The following is a 23,985-nucleotide window of genomic DNA, read 5'->3' as shown; positions in this document are numbered from 1 at the left end:
CTCCTCAGTATTTCAGCATGGCCGGCATGGGCTGCCCGCCAAGGATGTGAAGGTGCAGATGATACACCTCCTGCCCACCGTACCTGCCGGTGTTGATGATGGTGCGCCAGCCCTGCTGGCAGCCCTCCGCCAGCGCAATCCGCGGTACTGCGGCGAGCAGCGCACCCATCAGGGGCGTATCCGCCGCGCTCACGTCGGCCAGCGTCTCGATGTGCTGCTTGGGGATCACCAGGATGTGCGTCTGGGCCTGTGGTCGGATGTCACGGAAGGCGAACACCAGTTCGTCCTCATAAACCTTGTTGCAGGGAATCTGGCCCGCCACGATCTTGCAGAAGATGCAGTCGCTCATTTTGCCGTGCCCTTGTTACGCGCGTTTTTCTCATCAATACCGGAGATGCCCTCGCGACGCCGGAACTCCACCAGCACGTCGTCGGCCGAGAGGCCGAACTGGGCGAGCAGGATCAGGGAATGGAACCATAGGTCAGTCACTTCATAGACGATGTGGCGCAGGTCACCGTCCTTGGCTGCCATGATGGTCTCGGCCGCCTCCTCCGCCACCTTCTTGCAGATGGCATCGGTGCCCTTGGCATACAGGCTCGACACATAGGACGACTCAGGCGGCGCAGACTTGCGCTCGACCAGGGTCGCAGAGAGGCGTTGCAGCACTTCAGGATCGATCATCTTGGACTCCTTCTGCCGTCGCTTCAGCTTTTGCCGTAGATCGCGTCCGGATCTTTCAGCACCGGTTCCACCGTTTCCCAGCCACCTGAAGTCAGCAGCTTCTGGAAGAAGCAACTACGTCGCCCAGTATGGCAGGCGATGCCGCCGACTTGTTCGACACGCAACAAGACCACGTCGTTATCGCAATCGAGGCGAATCTCGCGCACCTTCTGCACGTGGCCAGACTCCTCACCCTTGTGCCACAGCTTGCGACGGGAACGGGACCAATAAACGGCTGTCTGCGTGGAGGCAGTCAGTTCCAGCGCCTCACGATTCATCCAGGCGAACATCAGGACATCACCGGTGTCTGCGTCCTGGGCGATGACGGGCACCAGCCCCTGCTCGTCCCAGGCCACCTGGTTAAGCCAGCGCGTATCGGTATTCATAGCCGCACCTCGATGCCACGCGCACGCATGAAGTCCTTGGCCTCGCGCACCGTGTGCTGGCCATAGTGAAAGATACTGGCAGCCAGCACGGCGTCCGCCCGACCCTGCGTCACCCCCTCAGCCAGGTGAGCCAATTCACCCACGCCACCGCTGGCGATGACAGGAATGCCAACAGCGTCGGCAATCCTGCGCGTCAGCTCCAGGTCGAACCCGATCTTGGTACCGTCGCGGTCCATGCTGGTCAGCAGGATCTCGCCTGCACCCAAGGACTCGACCTTGCAGGCCCACTCGATGGCGTCCAGCCCGGTGTTGCGGCGGCCGCCATGGGTGAAGACTTCCCACTTGCCCGGCGAGGTCTGCTTGGCGTCGATCGCCACCACGATGCACTGGCTGCCAACCTTACCGGCGGCTTCGGCCACCACTTCCGGATTGGAAACGGCGGCACTGTTGATGCTGACCTTGTCGGCACCCGCGTTGAGCAGGCGACGCACATCCGCCACGCTGCGCACACCACCGCCCACGGTCAGCGGAATGAAGACCTGCTCGGCGACCTGCTCGACGATGTGGTAGATGGTCTCTCGATCGTCAGAACTGGCCGTGATATCGAGGAAGGTGATCTCGTCGGCGCCCTGTTCATCGTAACGGCGCGCGACCTCCACCGGGTCGCCCGCGTCGCGCAGCTCAAGGAAATTGACGCCCTTGACCACACGGCCCGCGTTGACGTCCAAGCAGGGGATGATGCGTTTGGCAAGCATGTTTCAGCGGGGCGGCGAGACCCCGTCCAGAGATGATCCTCAGGCTCAGTCAGACAATTCGTCGGCACGCGCCTGCGCGGCCTGGAAGTCCAACTTTCCTTCGTAGATGGCGCGACCGGTGATGGCACCCACGATACCCTCGTGCTCCACGGCACACAGTGCCTCGATGTCGGCAAGGCTGCCGATGCCACCACTGGCGATCACCGGGATACGCAGCGCCTGGGCCAGCTTCACCGTTGCCTCAATGTTGACGCCATTGAGCATGCCATCGCGGCCAATGTCGGTGTAGATGATGGACTCGACGCCGTAGTCCTCGAACTTCTTGGCGAGGTCGATGACATCATGGCCGGTCAGCTTGGACCAGCCATCCACGGCCACCTTGCCATCCTTGGCGTCGAGGCCGACGATGATGTGACCGGGAAAGGCGCTACAGGCATCGTGCAGGAAACCGGGGTTCTTGACTGCGGCGGTGCCGATGATCACATAGCTGATGCCGTCGTCGAGATAGCGCTCAATGGTATCCAGGTCGCGGATGCCTCCCCCCAGTTGCACTGGAATTTCGTCGCCCAGTTCCTGCACGATGGCCTTGATGGCGCTCTCGTTTTTCGGCTTGCCGGCGATCGCGCCATTGAGGTCGACCAGGTGCATGCGACGGGCCCCCAGGTCCAGCCACTGACGGGCCATGACATGAGGATCTTCGGAGAAAACGGTGGCGTCCTGCATGTCGCCTTGACGCAGGCGGACGCAATGGCCGTCCTTGAGGTCGATTGCGGGGATGAGCAGCATGATCTTGCGGGTAGGTAGCGGGAGCGGACGGAGCGTGCGGAGACGTTTCCGGTAGTCTGGGGGTCAGGATCTGCAGTAACTACAGCGCTCAGGGATTCCAGTTCATGAAGTTCGACAGAACCTGCAGACCGGCCCGCGCGCTTTTCTCGGGGTGAAACTGCACTGCAACGATATTATCCCGCGCCACAGCACAGGTAAAGGGTTCGCCATAGCTGGTCAGGGCCGCCGTGTCGCGATCTTCATCGGGCACGCAGTAGTAGCTGTGCACGAAGTAGAAACGCTCCTGCTCCTGCAGGCCAGCCCAGAGCGGATGCTCGGTACAGGGGCTGACCACATTCCAGCCCATGTGCGGTACCTTCATGCGCGCACCCTGAGCATCCATCAGCTTGTCGGAGAAACGCACCACGCGGCCGGGCAGCAGACCCAGGCCCGGCGTGTCGCCCTCCTCGCTGTGGTCGAACAGCATCTGCATGCCCACGCAGATGCCCAGGAAGGGCTTGCTGGCCGCCGCCTGGAACACGGCCTCGCGCAGGCCACAGGCCATGAACTCGCGCATGCAGTCGTTCATGGCGCCCTGCCCGGGCACGATCACCCGGTCAGCACGCAAGATGTCCTCTGCCTGCCCACTGACCAGCACCTGGACTTCAGGCGCGACGTGCTCGACCGCCTTGGCGACCGAACGCAGGTTTCCCATTCCGTAATCGACGATGACGACTTGCATGATGTAGGCAGGTGAAAGCGACCACGCGCGCGGCGTGGCCCGGACTCAGGTCAGAGCGTACCCTTGGTGGAAGGCATCTGGCCGGCGGCACGTTCGTCGCGCTCGGCAGCCATGCGCAGCGCACGGCCGAAGGCCTTGAACACCGTCTCGCACTGGTGGTGAGCGTTGTCGCCCCGCAGATTGTCGATGTGCAGCGTCGCCAGGGCATGATTCACGAAGCCCTGGAAGAACTCGCGCGCAAGATCCACATCGAAACTGCCGATCATGGCTCGCGTGAACGCAACGTTGAACGTCAGCCCGGGCCGGCCCGACAGGTCGATCACCACGCGCGACAAAGCCTCATCCAGGGGCACGTAGGCGTGACCGTAGCGACGCAGCCCCTTCTTGTCGCCAACCGCCTTGGCGAAAGCCTGACCCAGCGTGATGCCGATGTCCTCGACGGTGTGATGCGCGTCGATGTGCAGGTCACCCTTGGCCTCGACCTCAATGTCGAACAGGCCATGGCGGGCGATCTGGTCCAGCATGTGGTCAAGGAAGGGCACACCGCTGGCGAACTTCGCCTGGCCGGTGCCGTCCAGATTGATCGAGACGCGAATCTGGGTTTCCAGGGTGTCGCGCTGAACCGATGCGGTACGTGCAGTGGTCATGGTGTTGAGCGCCGGGGGCGCGCTTACAGATACTCGGACAGGACGTTGAGGAAGGCGTCGTTCTCGGCCGGCGTGCCGACCGTGACGCGCAGGCAGTTGTCCAGCAAGGGGTGACTGCCGTGCAGATTCTTGATCAGGATACGCCGTGATTTCAGACCATTATGCACCCAATTGGCGTCAACCACGCGGAACAACAGGAAGTTGGCCTGACTCTCGAAGACTTGCACTCCCTTGAGCGCCAACATTTCGGTGTAGAGACGCGCACGCTCCGCGACCAGACTCTGCGCCTGTTCGTCGAGCACCTGCACATCGGCCAGCACGCGCGCCGCGACAGCCTGGGTCAGAGAATTGATGTTGTAAGGCAGGCGCAGTTTCTCGAACTCGCCGATCCACTCCGGTGCACCAGCCATATAGCCCAGGCGCAGCGCGGCCAAGCCCAGCTTGGATACCGTCCGCATCACCACCAGATTGGGGAATTCGGCCACGCGCGGCATGAACGAGGCACCACCGGCAAAGGGCGTGTAGGCCTCGTCGATGACCACCAGTCCGGTCGCGGTGCTTAGGGTCGCCTCAACGTCCTCAAGGGCAAACAAATTGCCGGTCGGGTTGTTCGGATAGGCCAAGAAGATCAGCGCCGGCTGCTCGCGCTCGATCGCGGCCAGCCACGCATCACGGTCCAGCGTGAAATCGGCACGCAATGGCACACCGATGTAGTTCATGCCGACGAACTGGGCAATCATGCGGTACATCACGAAGGCCGGCTCGGGCGCCAGGATGGTGGCACCGGGGCGCGCCAGCGCCAGCGCCAGCATCTGGATCAGTTCGTCCGAGCCATTGCCGAGCGAGATCGCGGCCTGTGCGGGGATCTTCATGGCCTCGCGCAGCACTGCCTTCAGCTCAGCCGCCCCCGCGTCGGGGTAGCGATTCAAGGCCGCGTCATGCGCCAGGTCCGCCACCACGCCGCGCAGCTTCTCGGGCAGATGGTAGGGGTTCTCCATCGCGTCGAGCTTGATCATGCCGCTCGCCGGCTGCACGTGATAGGCGGCAAGCGCCTGGATTTCGGGACGGATGAGTTCCTGCGGGCGGCGCGCGGTCATGGGCGTGGGCTCGTGTTGACGGGTCTATGTGCAGCTTGTTTGCGACTTACTTCCGGTACTCAGCCGAACGGGCATGGGCCTGCAGTCCCTCGCCATAGGCCAGGGTCGCAGCCACGGGCGCCAGCGCAGCGGCGCCTGCTGCGGACATGTGAATCACGCTGCTGCGCTTCTGGAAGTCGTAGACACCCAGCGGTGAGGAGAAGCGCGCGCTGCGCATCGTCGGCAGCACATGGTTGGGGCCAGCGCAGTAATCACCCAGCGCCTCGACCGAGTTGTGGCCGACGAAGATGGCGCCAGCGTGGCGGATTTTCTCGACCCAGGGTTCGGCGTGTTCGATGGACAGCTCCAGGTGCTCCGGCGCGATGCGATTGGCAATCTCGCAGGCTTCGTCGAGGCTGGCGACCTGGATCAGCGCGCCGCGATTGGCCAGCGAGGTGGCGATGATCTCGGCACGCGGCATCTGCGGCAGCAGCTTTTCGATGGATGCAGCCACGGCGTCGATGAAGTCCGCACTCGTGCACAACAGGATGGACTGCGCCAGCTCGTCGTGTTCGGCCTGCGCGAACAGGTCCATGGCCACCCAGTCCGGGTTGCCGGTACCGTCGGAGATGATCAGCACCTCGGACGGGCCGGCCACCATGTCGATACCCACCGTGCCAAAGACGCGGCGCTTGGCTTCGGCCACGAAGGCGTTGCCGGGCCCGACGATCTTGTCGACCTGCGGGATGGTCTGCGTGCCGTAGGCCAGCGCGGCCACCGCCTGTGCGCCACCGATGGTGAACACGCGATCCACGCCGGTAATGGCCGCAGCAGCCAGCACCAAGGGATTGCGCTCGCCGCGCGGCGTCGGGCTGACCATGATCAGCTCGCCCACGCCGGCCACCTTGGCCGGAATCGCATTCATCAGCACCGAGCTGGGATAGCTCGCCTTGCCGCCGGGCACGTACAGACCCACGCGGTCCAGCGGTGTCACCTTCTGGCCCAGGCGCGTGCCATCTGCCTCGGCGTAGGACCAGGATTCCAGCAACTGGCGCTGGTGGTAGCTGCGCACGCGCTCGGCCGCCGTCTCCAGTGCGCCGCGTTGCTCGGTACTCAAGCCGTCCAATGCTGCCTGCAGCTCGGCTTTCGGCAACTCCAAGGCTGCGATGCCGGCGACGTCGAGCTTGTCGAAGCGATTGGTGTAGCCCACCACAGCCGCGTCACCCTCCTTGCGCACGGCCGCAATGATGTCGGTCACGGCCTGCGCGATGCCGGCGTCGGTGTCGTCCTCGAAGGCCAGCAAAGCCTTCAGCTCCGCCGCGAAACCCGGCGCAGCGCTGCTCATGCGGCGGATGTTGGCGGCGTCGCTCATGCCTGGATCGCCCCCGCGAACGCGTCGATGACCGGCTGCAGCAGTTCGCGCTTCATCTTCAGCGAAGCCTGGTTCACCACCAGGCGCGAGCTGATCTGCATGATCTCCTCGACCTCGACCAGCTTGTTGGCACGCAGCGTGCCGCCGGTCGACACCAGGTCGACGATGGCATCGGCCAAGCCCACCAGCGGCGCCAGCTCCATCGAGCCGTACAGTTTGATGAGGTCGACGTGCATGCCCTTGGCCGCGAAGTGTTCGCGCGCGGTATTCATATACTTGGTGGCCACACGGATGCGCGCGCCACGCTGTACCGCGGCGGCGTAGTCGAAACCCTCGCGCACCGCGACGCTCATGCGGCACTTGGCGATGTTCAGGTCCAGCGGCTGGTACATGCCCTGCCCGCCATGCTCCAGCAGCACGTCCTTGCCGGCGATGCCGAGGTCGGCCGCACCGTACTGCACGTAGGTCGGCGTGTCGGTGGCACGCACGATGACCAGGCGCACGTCAGGCCGGTTGGTGCCGATGATCAGCTTGCGCGAGGACTCCGGGTTCTCGGCCGGCACGATGCCAGCGGCTGCCAGCAGCGGCACGGTCTCTTCGAAGATGCGGCCTTTCGACAAGGCCAGGGTGATGCCGCCCAGATTTGCGCTCACGCTTCGTTCCTCACGCGACGCACCGAGGCTCCCAGGGCCGCCAGCTTCTGCTCCAGCTTCTCGTAGCCACGATCCAGGTGGTAGATGCGGTCGACCAGGGTCTCGCCCTCCGCCACCAGGCCGGCGATGACCAGGCTAGCCGAGGCGCGCAGGTCGGTGGCCATCACCGCCGCACCCAGCAGCTTGTCCTTGCCGGTGACCACGGCGGTGTTGCCGTCGATGCGGATGTCCGCGCCCAGACGCTGCAGCTCGACCGCATGCATGAAGCGGTTCTCGAAGATGGTCTCGCGGATCACGCCGGTGCCGTTCGCCACCGCATTGAGCGCCATGAACTGCGCCTGCATGTCGGTCGGGAAGGCCGGGTACGGTGCGGTGCGAATGCTCACCGCGTTGAGCTTGGCCGGCGCCTTGAGGCGGATCGCTTCGCGCTCGATCGTGATGTCACAGCCGGCGTCCATGAGCTTGTCGACCACGGCATCGAGGTAGGCCGAGGAAGTGTGGGTCAGTCGCACATCACCACCGCTCACCGCGGCCGCGCACAGGTAGGTACCGGTCTCGACACGGTCAGGCATCACGCGGTGCGTGGCGCCATGCAGACGCTCAACACCGCGGATGCGAATGATGTCGGTGCCGGCGCCGGAGATCTGCGCGCCCATCGCAACCAGGCAGTTGGCCAGGTCGACCACCTCGGGCTCGCGCGCGGCATTCTCGATGATGGTCTCGCCTTCTGCCAGGCAGGCCGCCATCAGCAAGTTCTCGGTGCCGGTCACGGTCACCATGTCGGTCAGGATGCGTGTGCCCTTGAGGCGCTTCGCCTTGGCCAGCATGTAGCCATGCTCGACATGGACTTCCGCGCCCATGGCCTGCAGGCCCTTGATGTGCTGATCAACCGGACGGGCGCCGATGCCACAGCCGCCGGGCAGGCTGACCTTGGCCTCGCCACAGCGCGCCACCAGGGGCCCCAGCACCAGCACCGAGGCGCGCATGGTCTTCACGAGTTCATAAGACGCGACCGGGTCGGTGATCTCGCTTGCATCCAGGTGAACGGTGTCGCCCTCGTGCTGGGTCTTGACGCCCATCTGGCCCAGCAGCTTGAGCAGCGTGCGGGTGTCCATGAGGTTGGGCACATTGGTCAGGGTGACCGGCTCGCGCGTCAACAAGGCCGCGCACAGGATGGGCAGCGCGGCGTTCTTGGCACCCGAAATGGCGATCTCGCCCGCCAAGCGGGCGCCACCGGTAATCAGCAATTTATCCATGAATCGAAAAGAGAGTCTGGCCCAGAAAAACTACAGGGACTTCTGGAACTCCGCCCATTGTGCGGGCGTGTAGGTCTGCAACTGCAGCGCGTGGATCTCGTTCCCCATCAGCTTGCCCAGCGTGGCGTACACGGCCTGATGCTGGCGCACGCGCAGCATGCCCTCGAACTGAGGACTGACGACAATGCCGGTGAAGTGCACGCCGTCGTCGCCCTCGATGGCCACGAATTCGCAGGGCATGCCCTGCTCGATGAGACGCTGGATTTCGGAAGCGGGAAACATGATGTCGATACGCCTGAGAGTGATGGGAACGGAGGACCAGCAACAAGCGGGCCATCCGGTCCAGGGCGGGATTCTAGCATCCGCGGCCGCTCAGGCCCGCAGCTTGTAGCCGCGCCGCAGCATCTCCACCGCCACGCCCGAGACCACCAGCACCGCGGCCAGTACGATGCCCAGCGACAGCCAGGGCGACACGTCGGACTGGCCGAAGAAGCCGTAGCGGAAACCGTCGATCATGAAGAAGAAGGGATTCAGGTGCGACACACCTTGCCAGAACGGCGGCAGGGAATGAATGGAATAGAACACCCCCGACAACATGGTCAGCGGCATGATGAAGAAATTCTGGAAGGCGGCGAGCTGGTCGAACTTGTCGGCCCAGATCCCGGCGACGAGGCCCAGGGTCCCTAGCATCACCCCACCCAGCACCACAAAAGTAAGCGCCCATAACGGGTGGGCCGGCAGCACCAGAGCGAAAGGCAGCGCCGCGAGCCACACGCCCAGCCCGACCACCACGCCACGCAACAACGAGGCGACGACGTAGGCACCAAAGAATTCGCGATAAGACAGGGGCGGCAGCAGCATGAAGATGATGTTGCCGGTGATCTTGCTCTGGATCAGCGAAGAGGATGAGTTGGCGAAGGCATTCTGCAGCACCGACATCATGACCAGCCCGGGAATCAGGAAGTCGGTGTAGCCGACCTGCTCGTAGACCTCGATGCGCTCTGCCAGCACGTGGGAAAAGATCAGCAGGTACAAGACGGCCGTCAGAACGGGGGCCATCACGGTCTGGAAGGCGACCTTCCAGAAGCGCAGAGTCTCCTTGTAGAGAAGCGTGCGGAAAGCAGTCACGTCAGCTCCGGCTTACGATGTCGATGAAAGCCTGTTCAAGGTCAGGCTTGACCACTTCGATGTCGCGCGCGACCAAACCGGCCGTACGCAGGCGCGCCAACAGCGACTCGACTTCGTCGAAGCCATCGAAGGACAGCAGCAGCTCGCCCCCGTCGCGGCGCACCAGGCGCGTCGCCATATCCGCCGGCAGCGCCGCCTGGCCATCAACACGCACCCGCAGCGCATGAGCACTGACCCGGCGCAAGATCGCCTCGGTGGTGTCCAGCGCGACGATGCGCCCGGCCTTGAGCATGGCAATGCGGCCGCACAGTTCCTCGGCCTCTTCCAGATAATGCGTGGTCAGCACGATGGTATGGCCGGCCTCGTTGAGCGAGCGCACGAATTTCCACAGGGTCTGGCGCAATTCCACGTCGACGCCGGCCGTGGGCTCGTCGAGCACGATCACTGGCGGGCGATGCACCAGGGCCTGGGCCACCAGCACACGCCGCTTCATGCCGCCGGAGAGCTGGCGCATATTTGCATCGGCCTTGTCGCTGAGACCCAGATTGGCCAGTATCTCGTCGATCCAGTCGTCGTTACGACGGATGCCGAAATAGCCGGACTGAATGCGCAGCACCTCGCGCACCGAGAAGAAGGGGTCGAACACCAACTCCTGCGGCACCACGCCAAGCTTGCGCCGCGCCGCGCGGTAGTCGCCCACCACGTCGTGCCCCATGACTTCGATGTGGCCACTGGTCAGGCGCACCAAGCCCGCCAGTGCAGAGATGAGCGTGGTCTTGCCCGCACCATTGGGGCCCAGCAGGCCGAAGAACTCGCCCGGCTGCACATCGAGGTCGACCCCGGCCAGTGCGGTGAGCTCACCGTAGCGTTTGACGGCGGCGCGGACGCGGATGGCCACTTCCCCGCCCTGCGTGGCGGAGACGTTCATGACACGGCCAGGCAAGGGGACAGCACGTCTTCCAGGTCGTACAAGCGAACCAGGCTCTCCAAGCTGGCCGGCAGGTTATGCAGGCGCAGGGAATGGCCGGCGGCATTGGCCGCCTTGAGCCAGGCCAGCACGACGGCCAGTGCGGCGGAGTCCACGCGGCTGACCTGGGCGAGGTCGATCTCGCGCGGCCCGGCCGCCAGCAGGCTCGCCCCCTGCTTGCTGAGCGCGGTGGCGGTATCCACTGTCAGCGGCCCGGAGACCAGCAGGCGCGCGCCCTCTTCGACGATCATTTGCTCTTGCCCGCCGGCTGCTTGTTTTTGGCCTGCAGGCTGGCGATCAGACCATCGAGACCTTTCTCGCGGATTTCCTGCGCGAAGGAGTCGCGGTAGTTGGTCACCAGGCTCACGTCGGCCACCACCACGTCATAGACACGCCAGCCTTCGGGTTTGCGAATCAGCTCGTAGTCGATCAGCACCGGCTTGCTGCCTGGCTTGCGCACCTCGGTGTTGACGATGGCGCGCTCGTCATTGGCCTTGCCCTTGAAGGGCTTCACCACGATCTGCTCGTCCTTGTACTGGATCAGCACGTTGGAGTAAGTGCGCACGATCATGGCCTGGAACTCGCGCGTCAGCGCCGCCTTCTGCTCGTTGCTCGCGGCGCGCCAGTCACGCCCCAGGGCCAGCCCCGTCATGCGCGGCATGTCGGTGTAGGGGATCACCTTCTGCTCCACGATCTCCACGGCACGCTGCGTATCGCCGGCGCGGATCGCCTTGTCGTCCTTGATGAGGCCGACGACTTCGTCGACCACGCGACGCACGGTGGCATCCGGCCCTTCCTGGGCCATCGCGACGCCCATGCCACCACACAGCAGCGCGAGCGCAATCAGCTTTCTGAACATATGCAAACCCTTTCCTGTCACTCGAAGTCGTCGTCACGCGGCTGGCGACGACCATCGTTGATGTCGGCTTCCCGCTTGCGCAGGAAGAAATTGCGCCGGAACACGTACTTGTCGGTCGCGGCTTCATCCAGCGTGGTCTCCAGGCCCAGCAACTGCTGGCGGGTGTCGATCGCGCCCAGGATGAACAACTGGTTGCGCCGCGCCTGGCTGTTGGTGGCGTAGATCACCGGGTCAGCCTTGAAATCGAGGAACAGGGCCGCGCCATCGCGCAAGGTGCTCGGCCCCAGGAAGGGAATCTCGATGTAGGGTCCAGACGCCATGCCCCACTTGCCCAGGGTCTGACCGAAGTCTTCCTTGTGCTTGTCGAGCCCGATTTCCGAGGCCACGTCGAAGAAACCCAGGATGCCCAGAGTGGAATTCACCAGCAGACGCCCGCCATCGCTGGCCGCCTCGGCCGGCTTGCCCTGCAACAGGTTGTTCACGCCGGTCCACAAATCCTCGATATTGCCGAAGAAATTGGAAATGCTGGCGCGTGCGGGCAGCGGCATCACCGTCTGGTAGCCACGGGCAACCGGCGCGAAGAGGTACTCGTCGAAGGTCTCGTTGAAGCTCAGCACGCCGCGGTTGAGCGGCTCCAGCGGATCGCTGACCGTCGCCTCCGGCCCGCGCGTCGTGGCGCAGCCTCCCAGCAGCAAACAAGCGAAGAGGACAAGCAACACGCGCTGCATCAGTTTCCTTCAGCCTGCTTGAGCATGAACTGGCCGATCAGCTTCTCCAGCACGATGGCCGACTGCGTCTTGCCGATCGTGTCCCCTGCCTTGAACTCCTCTTCATCGCCGCCCGGCTCCAGGCCCAGGTACTGCTCACCAAGCAGGCCGGAGGTGTTGATGGTGGCGATGGTGTCCTTGGGGAAGGTGTAGCGCTCGTCGATCTTGAGCGTCACCACGGCGTCGTAGCGCTGCTTGTCGAGTTCGATGTTCTCGACGCGCCCCACCACCACACCGGAACTCTTGACCGGCGCCCGCACCTTGAGGCCCCCGATGTTGCTGAAGTGCGCATGCAACTCGTAAGAACGCGAAATCTTGCCGCTGTTGATATCGGCCACCTTGAACGCAAGGAACAACAGCGCGGCCACCCCCATCAATACAAAAGCGCCTACCCACAGATCAATCGTAGAACGGTTCATTTCAGCCCCGGAACATGAAAGAGGTCAGGATGAAGTCCAGCGCCAGGATCGCCAGCGCCGAGCTGACCACGGTGCGCGTGGTCGCACGCGAGACGCCCTCCGCCGTGCCGTTCGAGTCGTAGCCCTCGAACACGGCGATCAGCGACACCGCCACGCCGAACGCGATGCTCTTGATGATGCCGTCCAGCACGCTGGTCGAGAACTCCACCTTGTCCTGCATCTGCGACCAGAAAGTGCCGGCATCAATCCCGATCATCACCACCCCGATCAGATAACCACCCAGCACGCCCATGGCCGAGAACAGCGCGGCCAGCAGCGGCATCGAAATCACTCCGGCCCAGAAGCGCGGCGCGACCACGCGGGCGATCGGATTGACCGCCATCATCTCCATCGCAGCCAGTTGCTCGGTTGCCTTCATCAGGCCGATCTCGGCCGTCATGGCCGAACCCGCGCGACTGGCAAACAACAGACCAGAGACCACGGGCCCCAGTTCCCGCACCAAGGACAAAGCCACCACCACGCCCAGAGATTCCGCCGCACCGTAGCTCTGCAAGGTGTCATAGCCCTGCAAGCCCAGCACCATGCCCACGAAGAGACCTGAGACCATGATGATGATCAGCGACAGCACGCCGGAGAAATACATCTCGCGCAGCGTCAGATGGATGCGCCGGAAGCTGGTGCCGGACATCAGCAGCATCAACACGAAGAAGCGCGAGGCGTAACCCAGGCGCCACACTCCGCTGATCGCGCGGGCGCCGACACGACGAGTGAATTCGGCCAGACAGTGGATCATGGCTGCCTCCCCAGCAACGAATCGGCGTAGCCCTGCTGCGTCGGATACTGGAAGGGCACCGGCCCGTCCGCCTCGCCCCACACGAACTGATGCACCCAGGGGTCGGTGGAAGCGCGGATTTCGTCCGGCGTGCCTTCGGCCACCACCCTGCCTTCCGACAGGAAGTAGATGTAGTCGACGATGCGCAGCGACTCCTGCACGTCGTGCGTGACCACGATGGAGCTGGCGCCCAGGGCGTCATTGAGCTTGCGGATCAATTGCCCGATCACCTCCAGCGAAATCGGATCCAGCCCCGCGAAGGGTTCGTCATACATGATCAGTTGCGGGTCCAGCGCCACGCTGCGTGCCAGCGCCACGCGCCGCGCCATGCCGCCCGACAGCTCGGCCGGCATCAGGTGCGCTGCGCCGCGCAGGCCCACCGCGTGCAGCTTCATCATCACCAGATCACGGATCAGCTCCTCGCTCAGATCGGTGTGCTCACGCAGCGGAAAGGCCACGTTGTCGAAGGCCGACATGTCGGTGAACAGCGCGCCGAACTGGAACAGCATGCCCATGCGGCGGCGCATCGCGTACAGGTCCTCGCGCGACAGCTTCGCCATCGACTGTCCGCAGACCAGGATCTCGCCCTTGCGCGGCTTGAGCTGGCGACCGATGAGGCGCAGCGTGGTCGTCTTGCCACAGCCTGAGCCCCCCATGATGGCCACCACCTTGCCACGCGGGATGCGCATGCTGATGCCGCGCAGGACCTCCCTCGGTCCGTACCCGAACTGCACGTCGCGCAGCTCGACCAAAGGCACATCTTCATTCAATGGATCAACCGGACACACCATGAGGAAATATGTATGACAACGCCGGGGGAGAGCCACGCAGTTTAGCATGTGCGAATGCACACACTTCGTCAGGCAAGCTCAAGTTGCGCTAAAGGACGATACACTTTGGCCCTTCTCCGACAGCCGCTGCAGCCTGATCGATGACCGAGTCCCGTCTGCGCCTGCTGATCGTCGATGACGATCCCCTGATCCAGGAAACACTGGGGTTTCTGCTCGGCCAACATTTCGACCTCAGCGCTGCGAGCGACCGCGCACAGGCCCTCACCCGCCTGCGTGAAGGGCCTTGTGCAGACCTTGCGCTGGTCGACCTCGGTCTGCCGCCCACCCCGCACCGCCCCGACGAAGGCCTGAGCCTGATCGGAGAGTTGCTGGACTACAACCCGAATTGCAAGATCGTGGTGTTGTCAGGCCAGAACGAACTGGAGCACGCACGCCACGCGCGCACGCTCGGCGCGCTGGATTTCATCGCCAAGCCGGCCCAGCCGGAACACCTGCTGGCAACCCTGCGCCAGGCGGCCATGGTGCACCGACGCGAACAGGAGGCCTCGGCAGGGCGGGACAATGCGCCGCGCCTGATCGGTACCAGCCAGGTCCTGCGTCAGGTGCTCGAACGGCTGCAGCAGTTTGCCCCCCTGCCCTTCCCGGTGCTCGTCGAAGGCGAATCGGGCACCGGCAAGGAACTGGCAGCGGCCTTGCTGCACGAGGCGCGCGGCGAGGGGCCCTTCATCACCGTCAACTGTGCCGCGATCTCCCCTGGCTTGATGGAGGCCAGCCTGTTCGGCCATGCGCGCGGCGCCTACACCGGCGCAGTCGGCGCCCAAGCCGGTTTTTTCGAGGAAGCCGGCCGCGGCAGCCTCTTTCTGGACGAGGTCGGCGAACTCCCCCTGGAACTGCAGCCCAAGTTGCTGCGTGTGCTGGAGAACGGCGAATACCAGCGGGTGGGCGAAACCCAGCGCCGCCATGCGGCGGCGCGTGTGATCTGCGCCACCAACCGAGACCTGGCACAAGAGGTGCGCGCCGGCCGCTTCCGTGCCGATCTCTACCATCGCTTGTCGGTGCTACGCCTGCGCATGCCCGCGCTGCGTCAGATGGACGAGGACCGCGAGCTGCTGCTGGCGCACTTTCTCGCCCAGTTCGCACAGCAGATGGGGGTTGCCGCCTGCCGCCTCGGCCCGGACGCGCAGCGCGCCCTGCGTGACTACGACTTCCCTGGCAATGTGCGCGAGCTGCGCAACGTGGCGATCCGCCTGCTGAGCCGGCACGCCGGCCGCGAGGTGACGGCCGCCGCGCTGGAGGCTGAGTTCGAATCCGAGCAGTCCAGCACCGAGCCCCCGGTCTCCCAACCCCTCCTCGCTCCCCCCTCCAGCTTGCCGGGCGACGCGCTGACGGTACTGCAGCAGCACGGCAGCATCGCCCTCGATGACGTGCTGGCCGGAGTCGAGCAGGATTACATCGCCGCCGCCCTGCACCTGGCACGCGGCAACATGAGCCAGGCCGCCCGCATGCTGGGCCTCAACCGCTCGACCCTGTACAACCGCCTGGAAGCCCTCAGCCGGCACGGCAAGGGGCTCGGCCCCGACAAGCCCTGACCATGTACCACGCGCATTTCGGGCTCCGCGAAGCGCCCTTCCGCATCACCCCGCAGACCGGCTACTTCTTCGCCGGCGCCCAGCGCGGCGCCCTGCTCGACGCCCTGGCCTTCGCCATCGAACACGACGAAGGGATCATCCAGGTTACCGGCGAGGTGGGCGTGGGCAAGACCATGCTCTGTCGCATGCTCCTGGATCGCCTGCCGGCCGGGGTGCGCACGATCTACCTCGCCAACCCCAGCCTGGGGCCACAGGAGCTGCTGGCCACCTTGGCGCATGAACTGGGCGTGACCGCCAGCGAGGGACCCAGCCTGCTGCGCCGGATCGAGGAACACCTGATCCAGCTCTACGCCGAAGGCGGGCGGGCCGTGGTGATCGTCGACGAAGCCCACGCCATGCCACGCGAGTCGCTGGAGCAGGTTCGTCTGCTGTCCAATCTGGAGTCACCGCAGCGCAAGCTGCTGCAGATCGCCTTGTTCGGCCAACCCGAGCTGGACGAATTGCTGGCCGAGCACGCCCTGCGCTCGCTGCGCGAGCGCATTACCCAACGCTTCAACCTGGACCGCCTGAAGCACGACGAAGTAGCGGACTACCTGCAGTTCCGCCTGCACGCCGCCGGCTATCGCGGGCCGAACCTGTTCCCGCCAAGCGTGCTGCGCCCTCTGTGCCGCGCCGCCGATGGCCTCACCCGGCGCGTCAACATCCTCGCCGACAAGACCCTGCTGGCCGCCTTTGCCGACAACACCCGCAAGCTGCAGCCACGCCACGTGCATCGGGCCATCCACGATGCCGGCTACCCCGCCGCATCGCGTGGCGCATGGCCCGGCTACGCGTGGGCCGGTTTGGTGTTGGCCGCGGCGGCCACACTGGCCGCAGTGGCCGGGGCTGGGTGGTGGTGGCTGAAGCAGGCGCCTGCGCCGCTCGCCGCTGGGCAACCGGCGACGCCGCCAGCGGCAGCCTCCGAACCATCCGCGCCCGTCGCACCGCGCGCTGCCGCCACCACGGAAGTGCCCGCCAGCACTCCGAGCACCGAGGATTCCAAGCGCCTCGGCGAGCGCGCGGCGCGCCGCCTGGACGCCTCGCGCGAACGCGCGCTGGCCACCCCACCCGGGCATTGGTTCATCCAGTTGCAGACGGTTGCGCCCCCCGATGCGATCGCCCTGCAGGACTACCTGGGGCGGGCGGAGCAGGTGTTGGAGCCGGCGCAACTGCACGTCTATGAAACGCGCCTGGCCCAGGGCAGCCGGGTGGGGATCTATTACGGCAGCTTCGCCGATGCGGCGACAGCCCAGGCCGCGCTTGCCGCCCTGCCCGACTGGATGCGCCAGGCCGGCGCCTACCTGCGGCGATATTCGGCCTTGCAGCCCTAGGGCCTGTTCACATTCACCGCGCCGGATTGCGTGGTTCGCTGCGGTTGCCCCAGCCAGGCGCCGCGAGGAAGCCAAGGGTGATGCCCTTGGCGACGAGTGCAACGCAGCTGGGCGACCGCAGCGAGCCACCCGAAGGGCTGGGGGTGAATGTGAACAGGCCCTAAAAGAAAAAGCCGCCAAGCGGCGGCTGACGATCAGCGCGCGTCGCGCGCCGGACTGGCAGAGTCGCCCGCCCCGATGGCGGGGTGCGGCGCGGGCACCTGCGGCAGCGGAGGCAGCGTCGCCGCATGGGCCTCCGGCACAAGCCGGCGAGCACCCTTGAAGGCCTTGACCCAATAAGAGTCGCGCATGTCATCCACGCGCACGCGGCCGCCAGCCGAGGGGGCATGCACGAAACGGTTGTCACCCAGGTAGATGCCGACGTGCGAGAAAGTGCGACGCATCGTCTTGAAGAACACCAGGTCGCCCGGCTTGAGGTCGGACTTGTTGCCCACCTTGTCGCCCAGCGAGGCCATCTCTTGAGCGGTACGCGGCAGATTCAGGCCGATGGCATCACCAAACACCTTGCGCACCAGGCCGCTGCAATCGAAGCCGCCGTCCGTGGGGCCATCCCCACCCAGGCGGTACTTGATGCCCAGGTAGGACGAGGCGCGTTCGAGCAGCATGCTGACCGTACTGGGCGCTGCCGGCGCGGGGCTGGCAGTCTGCACCAACTCCGGTGCGGCATCTTCCGCCCGCAGGGGGGCAGATGCACACACGGCCAACAGGAAGATAAGCGTTTTCTTGGCAAACATCGGGGCGGACTATAAAACGCCCCGATTCATGCTGTAAACCCTTGACATGAATGCGGATTGATCGAAGGCAGACTGGCCGCGACGGGCGCCGCCAGGTCCGCCGGTCGCATTCAGATGCCGCCGCCCTGGTCGAACAGGCGCGCATCCAGCATCTGGTTACCCTGGAAAACCCGCACGTTGCGTGGCCTGAGCCACACCGCGTCGCCCTCCGCCAAGGCCAGGCGGTCATGCCGCTCGCGCGACAACTCCACCTCGAAGATTTCGCCCTGGTGCTCCACCTCGATGCGCACCATCGGCCCGATGGCCTGCACGTACACCACCTTGGCCGACAGCGCGCCCGTCGAGGCCTCGCGCTCGATCTCGATGTCGTGCGGGCGCACGAAAGCCTGCATCTCGGCCGCGCCCTCCTGGCGCTCGACCTCGGCCCAGTTACCGTGCAGGCGGCTGTGGAACACGTTCACATTGCCCAGGAAGCGATACACGAAAGGCGTGGCCGGTGCGGTGTAGACCTCGTCCGGGGTGCCAAGCTGCTCGATATGGCCCTGGTTCATGACCACCACGCGGTCGGCCACCTCCAGCGCCTCTTCCTGGTCGTGCGTGACGAACACCGAGGCAATGTGCATCTCGTCATGCAGGCGGCGCAGCCAGCGGCGCAGCTCCTTGCGCACCTGGGTGTCCAGCGCACCGAAGGGCTCGTCCAGCAACAGCACCTTGGGCTCCACCGCCAGCGCGCGCGCCAGCGCGATGCGCTGGCGCTGGCCGCCGGAGAGCTGCGAGGGATAGCGCTCGGCCAGCCAGTCGAGCTGCACCAGCTTCAGCAGGCTCATGACCTTGTCGCGGATCGCAGCCTCGGAGGGACGCTGGTCACGCGGTTTCACACGCAGGCCGAAGGCCACGTTCTCGAACACGCTCATGTGACGGAACAAGGCGTAGTGCTGGAACACGAAGCCGACATTGCGTTCGCGCGTATGCACGTGCGTGGCCTCTTCGCCATGGAACAGCACCTGGCCCTCGTCGGCCGACTCCATGCCGGCGATGATGCGCAGCAGGGTCGTCTTGCCACAGCCAGACGGGCCCAGCAGCGCGACCAGCTCGCCGGTCGGGATTTCCAGGGACACATTGTCGAGCGCGACGAAGTTGCCGAAGCGCTTGGTGATGTTGCGGACTTCGATACTCATGATGCAGTTTTCTCCGGCGGCAGCTCGGCGTTGAGCATCGCCGTCTCCTTGTTCATGCGCCATTCCACGATGGTCTTGGCCACCAGAGTGACCAGGGCCAGCAGCGCCAGCACCGAGGCGGCCGCGAAGGCGCCCACGGCGTTGTATTCGTTGTAAAGAATCTCCACATGCAGCGGCAGCGTGTTGGTCTCGCCACGAATGTGGCCGCTGACCACGCTGACCGCGCCGAACTCGCCCATGGCGCGCGCATTGCACAGGATCACGCCGTACAGCAGGCCCCACTTGATGTTGGGCAGGGTCACCCGCCACCACATCTGCCAGCCGGAAGCTCCCAGCGACACGGCCGCTTCCTCCTCGTCCTTGCCCTGCGCCTGCATCAGGGGGATCAGTTCGCGCGCGATGTAGGGCACGGTGATGAACAAGGTCGCGATGATCATGCCCGGCAACGCGAAGATGATCTTGATGTCATTGGCCTGAAGCCAGGGGCCAAGCCAGCCCTGGCGCCCGAAGATCAGGATGAACAGCAGGCCGGCCACCACCGGACTCACCGCGAACGGCAGGTCGATCAGCGTGATCAGCAAGCTCTTGCCACGGAAATCGAACTTGGCGATGGACCAGGCAGCCGCCACCCCGAACAGGATGTTGAAGGGCAGCACGATCAGCGCCACGATGATCGTCAGCCAGATCGCGGACAGCGTGTCTGGCTCTTGCAAGGCCTGCCAGTACAGATCGAAGCCCTGCTTGAAGGCCTCCGAGAACACCGCGGCCAGCGGCAGCGCCAGGAACAGGAACAGAAAGCCGAAGGCCAGCACCATCAGCAGGCCACGAGTCGCCCGCGACTCGGTATTGACGCGGCGGATCCCGCTCATACGGCACCCCCGGTCTTGACGCCCGGCGCAACCGATGAGGGAGGCTCAGGGAGAGGGGGCGCCAGCTCGGCGCCACCGCGATGGGTATGCCGATTGGCCGTCCACCACTGCAACAGATTGATGGTCAGCAGCAGGATGAAGGAGATGACCAGCATCACCACGGCCAGCACGGTGGCGCCGATCAGGTCGTACTGCTCCAGCTTGGAGATGATCAGCAGCGGCGTGATCTCGGACACCAGGGGCATATTGCCGGCGATGAAGATCACCGAGCCGAACTCGCCGATGGCGCGTGAGAAGGCCAGCGTGAAACCCGTCAGCAACGCCGGAAACAGGGCCGGGAACAGCACGCGGCGGAAGGTCTGCCAGCGGCTCGCCCCCAGCGTGGCAGCGGCCTCCTCCACCTCGGGCTCGATGTCCTCAATCACCGGCTGCACCGTGCGCACGACGAAGGGGATGCCGATGAAGATCAGCGCCACGATGATGCCATTGGGCGTGAACGCCACCTTGAAGCCGGCCGGCTCCAGGAACTGGCCCAGCCAGCCATTGCCGGCATACAGCGTGGTCAGGGTGATACCGGCCACCGCGGTGGGCAGCGCGAAGGGCAGATCGACGAAGGCGTCGACCAGACGCTTGCCCGGGAACTCGTAGCGCACCAGCACCCAGGCCACGACCAGGCCGAAGAAGGCATTCACGATGGCGGCGACCAGCGCCGAACCAAAGCTCACGCGATAAGACGCCAGCGCCCGCTCGGTGGTGGCGATGTCCCAGAACTCGGCCAGCGACAGACTGGCGCTCTTGGCGATCAGCCCGCCCAGCGGGATCAGCACCAGCAGCGAAAGATAGACCAGCGCATAGCCCAACGAGAGGCCGAAGCCGGGCAAGACGCGATGTTGCGAACGAGATGACATTGGCACGGACAAAAATGAGGGCCGCCGAAATGGCGGCCCGGATTGTACGGGTTTCAGCCCGGCACGCTTACTTCGACTGATAGACCTGATCGAAGCTGCCGCCGTCCTTGAAGTGGGCGGCAAAGGCCTTGTCCCAGCCACCGAACACTTCTTCCACCGTGAAGGTCTTGACGGTCGGGAACTGTGCGGCGTACTTCTTGAACACTTCCGGGTCCTGCGGACGCAGGTAATTCTGCGCGGCATTTTCCTGGCCGTCCTTGCTCCACAGGTATTCCAGGTAGGCCTGTGCCTGCTTGCGGGTGCCGTGCTTGTCGGCAAACTTCTCGACGACGGCAACCGGGAACTCGGTCAGCACCGATTGCGAGGGATAGACCACCTCGAAGCCACCCCGACCGAATTCGCGCGCAATCAACTCTGCCTCGCATTCGAAGGTGATCAGCACATCACCCTGGCCACGTTGCATGAAGGTCGTCGTGGCATCGCGACCACCGGCCGCGAACAGCGGTGCATTCTTCAGGAACTGACCGACGAAGGCCGCCGCGCTCTTGTCGTTGCCGCCAGGCTGGCGCTGCGCGTAGCCCCAGGCCGCGAGATAGGTGTAGCGACCGTTGCCCGTGTTCTTGGGGTGCGGAATGATGATCGAGGTGCCGGCCTTGGTCAAATCGCTCCAGTCCTTGATGGCCTTCGGATTGCCCTTGCGCACGATGAACACCATGGTCGAGGTATAGGGCGAAGCATTGTTCGGGAACTTCTTGTTCCAGTCAGCAGCCACCAGCCCCTTCTCGGCCAGGAACATGATGTCGGTGGCCTGGTTCATGGTCACCACGTCGGCCTCCAGGCCATCGGCCACTGCGCGCACCTGCTTAGTGGAGCCGGCATGCGATTGCTTGACCTCGACCGTTTCACCGGTCTTGGCCTTGTGGGCTGCAACGAATTTGGGGTTGTAGTCCTTGAACACATCGCGGGCGACGTCGTAGGACACGTTGAGCAGAGTCGTCTGCGCCTGGGCATTACCCAGCCCGAAGGCAAGTGCGGTGACGGCCAGCAGGGCACGGAGGTTTTGTCGATTCATGTTGCGGCTCTCCAATAGGGAAGCCGCATTATCGAAGCACCGAATAGAACAAAAAAGCCGAAATCAGGCAATTGCTTATAACCAATTCACATACACGCAAACCGCAGCAGTACCACGCGGGTTACCATTGCCCTAACTTGCAGCACGGAACACGCATGAAGAAGCCCCCTCACCTGCCCGGCCTGGAGACGGTGATCCCGCGCCTGCGGCACGCTCGCCGCGTACTGGTGATCACCGGTGCCGGCATCTCGGCCGACTCAGGCCTGCCAACCTATCGCGGCATCGGCGGGCTGTACAACGACCAGCACACCGAAGAAGGCTTGCCGATCGAGGTGGCCTTGTCTGGCGAGGTCATGCAGCTACGCCCGGACCTGAGCTGGAAGTACCTGGCACAGATCGAATCTGCCTGCCGCGCGGCAGGCCCCAACGCGGCCCACGAGATCATCGCCCGCCTGCAGGACATCGTGCCCACCACGGTGCTGACACAGAACATCGACGGTTTCCATCGTCAGGCCGGCAGCCGCGATCTGATCGAGATCCACGGTGACCTGTTCGAGCTCTTCTGCATGGACTGCGCACATGAGTTGAGCGTGCCGGACTACGCCCAGCTCAGCCCGCTTCCCCCGCCCTGCCCGAAATGCGCGGGGCCGCTGCGACCGGCCGTCGTGCTCTTCGGCGAAGCTCTGCCGACCCTGGCCCTGCGACGTCTGTCGCAAGTGCTCGACGAGGGTTACGACCTGGTGTTCTCGATCGGCACGACCAGCGTCTTCCCCTATATCGCACAACCTTTTGCGATCGCTCGGCAAATCGGCGCACTGGCCATCGAGATCAATCCCGGCACCACCGAGGTCAGCCGCTACGCCCACCACGCCTGGCGCTGCGGCGCGGCTGACGCAATGCAGGCCCTGTGGGCGGCCCTGCGCGCCGATTAGCCGCGCAAGTGCTGGCCCATCACCCGACGATAGAACTCGTGGAAGTGCTGCATGCCGTCTTCCATCGGTGACTGGTAGGGTCCAACCTCGTTGGTGCCTTGCTTGAGCAGTGCCAGACGACCGCGATCCATTCGCTCGCCGATCTCGTCGTCCTCGATCGCCGTCTCCATGTAGGCAGCCTGCTCGGCTGCAATGAAGTCGGGCTCGAAGGCGGCGATCTCTTCCGGGTAATAGAACTCGACCACGTTCAAGGTCTTGTTCACCGCCTGCGGAATGAGATGGCTCACCACCAGCACATGCGGGTACCACTCCACCATGATGTTGGGGAAATAGGTCAGCCAGATCGCACCATGCGGCGGCAGCTCGCCGTTATAGAAATCCAGCACGGCCTTGTGCCAGCGCTCGTAGGTCGGGGTGCCAGACTTCTTCAGGGAAGTGATGCCCACCCGCTGCACCGAATACCAGTCACCGAACTGCCAGGTCAGGTCGTCACAGGTGACGAAATTGCCCAGCCCAGGATGGAAGGGGGCGACGTGGTAATCCTCCAGATAGACCTCGATGAAGGTCTTCCAGTTGTAGTTGCACTCGTGGTGTTCGACGTGATGCAGCACATAGCCGGAGAAATCCAGTTCACTGGCAAGCTGCATCCCTCCGAGATCCGCGTTAGCCGAGCGCGGCCCCTTGAACAGCAGGCCGTTCCAGGACTCCAGCTTCTGCCGGCCCAGGTTCAGACAAGGATTCTGCGGAAAATGCGGTGCGCCGATCAGCGCGCCCTGGCTATCGTAGGTCCAGCGATGGATCGGACACACGACATTGCGCGCCTGCCCACGTCCTTCCAGCATGATGGCCTGGCGATGGCGGCACACGTTGGACATCAGGTGCACTCCGTCCTCATTGCGGATCAGCGTGCGTGCATGGTCCATCCAGGCCAGCGACTGGTAGTCGAAGCGCTCGGGCACCATCAGCTCATGGCCGACATAGCCTGGGCCGGCATCGAAGAGCAGACGCTTCTCCTGCTCGAAGAGTTGCTCGTCGAAATAGGCCGCCACGGGCAGTTGCGAGGCGGCGGGCGCGAGGATGCGGTGAGAGGCGATATCGGACATTCCCTAGCTCCAGGCGTTTCGAGGGCCGGAAACGA

The 23,985-nt window shown here is 64.6% G+C and carries 29 protein-coding genes; 3 read left to right on the top strand and 26 right to left on the bottom strand.

The features are described 5' to 3' along the window. Positions 1–4: 4 nt before the first annotated feature. From NMB43_RS07655 to NMB43_RS07560, 20 genes are all read right to left on the bottom strand, one after another. Positions 5–349 (bottom strand): histidine triad nucleotide-binding protein, encoded by a 345-nt coding sequence (locus NMB43_RS07655; protein WP_494351558.1) that lies wholly within the window; start codon positions 347–349, stop codon positions 5–7. After that, positions 346–681, bottom strand: coding sequence for a phosphoribosyl-ATP diphosphatase (locus tag NMB43_RS07650; RefSeq protein WP_494351557.1), 336 nt, complete (start codon positions 679–681; stop codon positions 346–348). The genes NMB43_RS07655 and NMB43_RS07650 overlap by 4 nt, the downstream gene beginning before the upstream one ends. Before the next feature lie 23 nt (positions 682–704). Beyond that, the gene (hisI, locus tag NMB43_RS07645) at positions 705–1,106 is read right to left on the bottom strand and encodes a phosphoribosyl-AMP cyclohydrolase (RefSeq protein ID WP_494351556.1); all 402 of its coding nucleotides are present in this window, start codon (positions 1,104–1,106) and stop codon (positions 705–707) included. Further along, entirely contained in the window at positions 1,103–1,861 is a 759-nt protein-coding gene (gene hisF, locus NMB43_RS07640; protein WP_494351555.1) for an imidazole glycerol phosphate synthase subunit HisF, read from the bottom strand. The genes hisI and hisF overlap by 4 nt, the downstream gene beginning before the upstream one ends. Positions 1,862–1,906: 45 nt before the next feature. After that, the gene (gene hisA / locus NMB43_RS07635) at positions 1,907–2,647 is read right to left on the bottom strand and encodes a 1-(5-phosphoribosyl)-5-[(5-phosphoribosylamino)methylideneamino]imidazole-4-carboxamide isomerase (RefSeq protein WP_494351554.1); all 741 of its coding nucleotides are present in this window, start codon (positions 2,645–2,647) and stop codon (positions 1,907–1,909) included. A gap of 88 nt (positions 2,648–2,735) precedes the next feature. Next, positions 2,736–3,371, bottom strand: a complete 636-nt coding sequence (hisH, locus tag NMB43_RS07630; protein ID WP_494352127.1) for an imidazole glycerol phosphate synthase subunit HisH — start codon at positions 3,369–3,371, stop codon at positions 2,736–2,738. Between the two features lie 47 nt (positions 3,372–3,418). After that, positions 3,419–4,015, bottom strand: coding sequence for an imidazoleglycerol-phosphate dehydratase HisB (gene hisB / locus NMB43_RS07625; RefSeq protein WP_494351553.1), 597 nt, complete (start codon positions 4,013–4,015; stop codon positions 3,419–3,421). A gap of 23 nt (positions 4,016–4,038) precedes the next feature. Continuing rightward, entirely contained in the window at positions 4,039–5,112 is a 1,074-nt protein-coding gene (gene hisC, locus NMB43_RS07620; RefSeq protein WP_494351552.1) for a histidinol-phosphate transaminase, read from the bottom strand. Between the two features lie 46 nt (positions 5,113–5,158). Next, positions 5,159–6,463, bottom strand: a complete 1,305-nt coding sequence (hisD, locus tag NMB43_RS07615; protein ID WP_494351551.1) for a histidinol dehydrogenase — start codon at positions 6,461–6,463, stop codon at positions 5,159–5,161. Beyond that, positions 6,460–7,104: an ATP phosphoribosyltransferase gene (hisG, locus tag NMB43_RS07610; protein WP_494352126.1), complete on the bottom strand. Its 645-nt coding sequence runs from the start codon at positions 7,102–7,104 to the stop codon at positions 6,460–6,462. The genes hisD and hisG overlap by 4 nt, the downstream gene beginning before the upstream one ends. 8 nt (positions 7,105–7,112) lie before the next feature. Beyond that, positions 7,113–8,372: a UDP-N-acetylglucosamine 1-carboxyvinyltransferase gene (murA, locus tag NMB43_RS07605; protein ID WP_494351550.1), complete on the bottom strand. Its 1,260-nt coding sequence runs from the start codon at positions 8,370–8,372 to the stop codon at positions 7,113–7,115. Between the two features lie 30 nt (positions 8,373–8,402). After that, on the bottom strand, positions 8,403–8,654 hold the full coding sequence (locus NMB43_RS07600; protein ID WP_494351549.1) for a BolA family protein: 252 nt from the start codon (positions 8,652–8,654) through the stop codon (positions 8,403–8,405). Positions 8,655–8,744: 90 nt separating this feature from the next. After that, on the bottom strand, positions 8,745–9,500 hold the full coding sequence (locus NMB43_RS07595; RefSeq protein ID WP_494351548.1) for an ABC transporter permease: 756 nt from the start codon (positions 9,498–9,500) through the stop codon (positions 8,745–8,747). A gap of 1 nt (position 9,501) precedes the next feature. Beyond that, entirely contained in the window at positions 9,502–10,428 is a 927-nt protein-coding gene (locus NMB43_RS07590; RefSeq protein WP_494351547.1) for an ABC transporter ATP-binding protein, read from the bottom strand. After that, positions 10,425–10,718 (bottom strand): STAS domain-containing protein, encoded by a 294-nt coding sequence (locus NMB43_RS07585; RefSeq protein WP_494351546.1) that lies wholly within the window; start codon positions 10,716–10,718, stop codon positions 10,425–10,427. The genes NMB43_RS07590 and NMB43_RS07585 overlap by 4 nt, the downstream gene beginning before the upstream one ends. Further along, positions 10,715–11,326, bottom strand: coding sequence for an MlaC/ttg2D family ABC transporter substrate-binding protein (locus tag NMB43_RS07580; RefSeq protein WP_494351545.1), 612 nt, complete (start codon positions 11,324–11,326; stop codon positions 10,715–10,717). The genes NMB43_RS07585 and NMB43_RS07580 overlap by 4 nt, the downstream gene beginning before the upstream one ends. Before the next feature lie 17 nt (positions 11,327–11,343). Then, on the bottom strand, positions 11,344–12,054 hold the full coding sequence (locus tag NMB43_RS07575; RefSeq protein WP_494351544.1) for an MlaA family lipoprotein: 711 nt from the start codon (positions 12,052–12,054) through the stop codon (positions 11,344–11,346). Further along, a complete protein-coding gene (gene mlaD / locus NMB43_RS07570; RefSeq protein ID WP_494351543.1) occupies positions 12,054–12,512 on the bottom strand; it encodes an outer membrane lipid asymmetry maintenance protein MlaD in 459 nt (152 codons plus the stop codon). Before mlaD ends, NMB43_RS07575 begins: the two co-directional genes overlap by 1 nt. A 1-nt stretch (position 12,513) precedes the next feature. Next, positions 12,514–13,305 carry a lipid asymmetry maintenance ABC transporter permease subunit MlaE gene (mlaE, locus tag NMB43_RS07565; protein ID WP_494351542.1) on the bottom strand — a complete coding sequence of 264 codons (792 nt, stop codon included), beginning with the start codon at positions 13,303–13,305 and terminating at the stop codon, positions 12,514–12,516. Beyond that, positions 13,302–14,135, bottom strand: coding sequence for an ABC transporter ATP-binding protein (locus tag NMB43_RS07560; protein ID WP_494351541.1), 834 nt, complete (start codon positions 14,133–14,135; stop codon positions 13,302–13,304). The genes mlaE and NMB43_RS07560 overlap by 4 nt, the downstream gene beginning before the upstream one ends. A gap of 140 nt (positions 14,136–14,275) precedes the next feature. Here NMB43_RS07560 and NMB43_RS07555 point away from each other — a divergent pair, with 140 nt between their 5' ends. Together NMB43_RS07555 and NMB43_RS07550 are read left to right on the top strand one after the other, a co-directional pair. After that, the gene (locus tag NMB43_RS07555) at positions 14,276–15,724 is read left to right on the top strand and encodes a sigma-54-dependent transcriptional regulator (RefSeq protein WP_494351540.1); all 1,449 of its coding nucleotides are present in this window, start codon (positions 14,276–14,278) and stop codon (positions 15,722–15,724) included. A gap of 2 nt (positions 15,725–15,726) precedes the next feature. After that, positions 15,727–17,094: an ExeA family protein gene (locus NMB43_RS07550; protein WP_494351539.1), complete on the top strand. Its 1,368-nt coding sequence runs from the start codon at positions 15,727–15,729 to the stop codon at positions 17,092–17,094. 194 nt (positions 17,095–17,288) lie between these two features. On the opposite strand, the gene NMB43_RS07545 is transcribed toward NMB43_RS07550, so the two are convergent. The 5 genes from NMB43_RS07545 to NMB43_RS07525 all read right to left on the bottom strand — a co-directional run bounded on the left by NMB43_RS07545 (position 17,289) and on the right by NMB43_RS07525 (position 21,915). After that, entirely contained in the window at positions 17,289–17,888 is a 600-nt protein-coding gene (locus tag NMB43_RS07545; RefSeq protein ID WP_494351538.1) for a C40 family peptidase, read from the bottom strand. 110 nt (positions 17,889–17,998) lie between these two features. Continuing rightward, positions 17,999–19,066 carry a sulfate/molybdate ABC transporter ATP-binding protein gene (locus NMB43_RS07540; RefSeq protein WP_494351537.1) on the bottom strand — a complete coding sequence of 356 codons (1,068 nt, stop codon included), beginning with the start codon at positions 19,064–19,066 and terminating at the stop codon, positions 17,999–18,001. Beyond that, positions 19,063–19,935: a sulfate ABC transporter permease subunit CysW gene (gene cysW / locus NMB43_RS07535; protein ID WP_494351536.1), complete on the bottom strand. Its 873-nt coding sequence runs from the start codon at positions 19,933–19,935 to the stop codon at positions 19,063–19,065. The genes NMB43_RS07540 and cysW overlap by 4 nt, the downstream gene beginning before the upstream one ends. Further along, positions 19,932–20,843 carry a sulfate ABC transporter permease subunit CysT gene (gene cysT / locus NMB43_RS07530; protein WP_494351535.1) on the bottom strand — a complete coding sequence of 304 codons (912 nt, stop codon included), beginning with the start codon at positions 20,841–20,843 and terminating at the stop codon, positions 19,932–19,934. The genes cysW and cysT overlap by 4 nt, the downstream gene beginning before the upstream one ends. Positions 20,844–20,910: 67 nt before the next feature. Next, the gene (locus NMB43_RS07525) at positions 20,911–21,915 is read right to left on the bottom strand and encodes a sulfate ABC transporter substrate-binding protein (protein ID WP_494351534.1); all 1,005 of its coding nucleotides are present in this window, start codon (positions 21,913–21,915) and stop codon (positions 20,911–20,913) included. A gap of 155 nt (positions 21,916–22,070) precedes the next feature. On the opposite strand from NMB43_RS07525, the gene NMB43_RS07520 reads away from it, so the two are divergent. Beyond that, positions 22,071–22,847, top strand: a complete 777-nt coding sequence (locus NMB43_RS07520) for an NAD-dependent protein deacylase (RefSeq protein ID WP_494351533.1) — start codon at positions 22,071–22,073, stop codon at positions 22,845–22,847. Here NMB43_RS07520 and NMB43_RS07515 read toward each other — a convergent pair. Further along, positions 22,844–23,950 (bottom strand): aromatic ring-hydroxylating oxygenase subunit alpha, encoded by a 1,107-nt coding sequence (locus NMB43_RS07515; RefSeq protein WP_494351532.1) that lies wholly within the window; start codon positions 23,948–23,950, stop codon positions 22,844–22,846. The two genes, NMB43_RS07520 and NMB43_RS07515, sit on opposite strands and share 4 nt — an antisense overlap. Positions 23,951–23,985: the final 35 nt, after the last annotated feature.

The sequence above is a fragment of the Uliginosibacterium sangjuense genome (assembly GCF_059132465.1).
The sequence above is the reverse complement of the archived record's forward strand: the minus strand, read 5'-3'. Positions and strand labels throughout refer to the sequence as shown.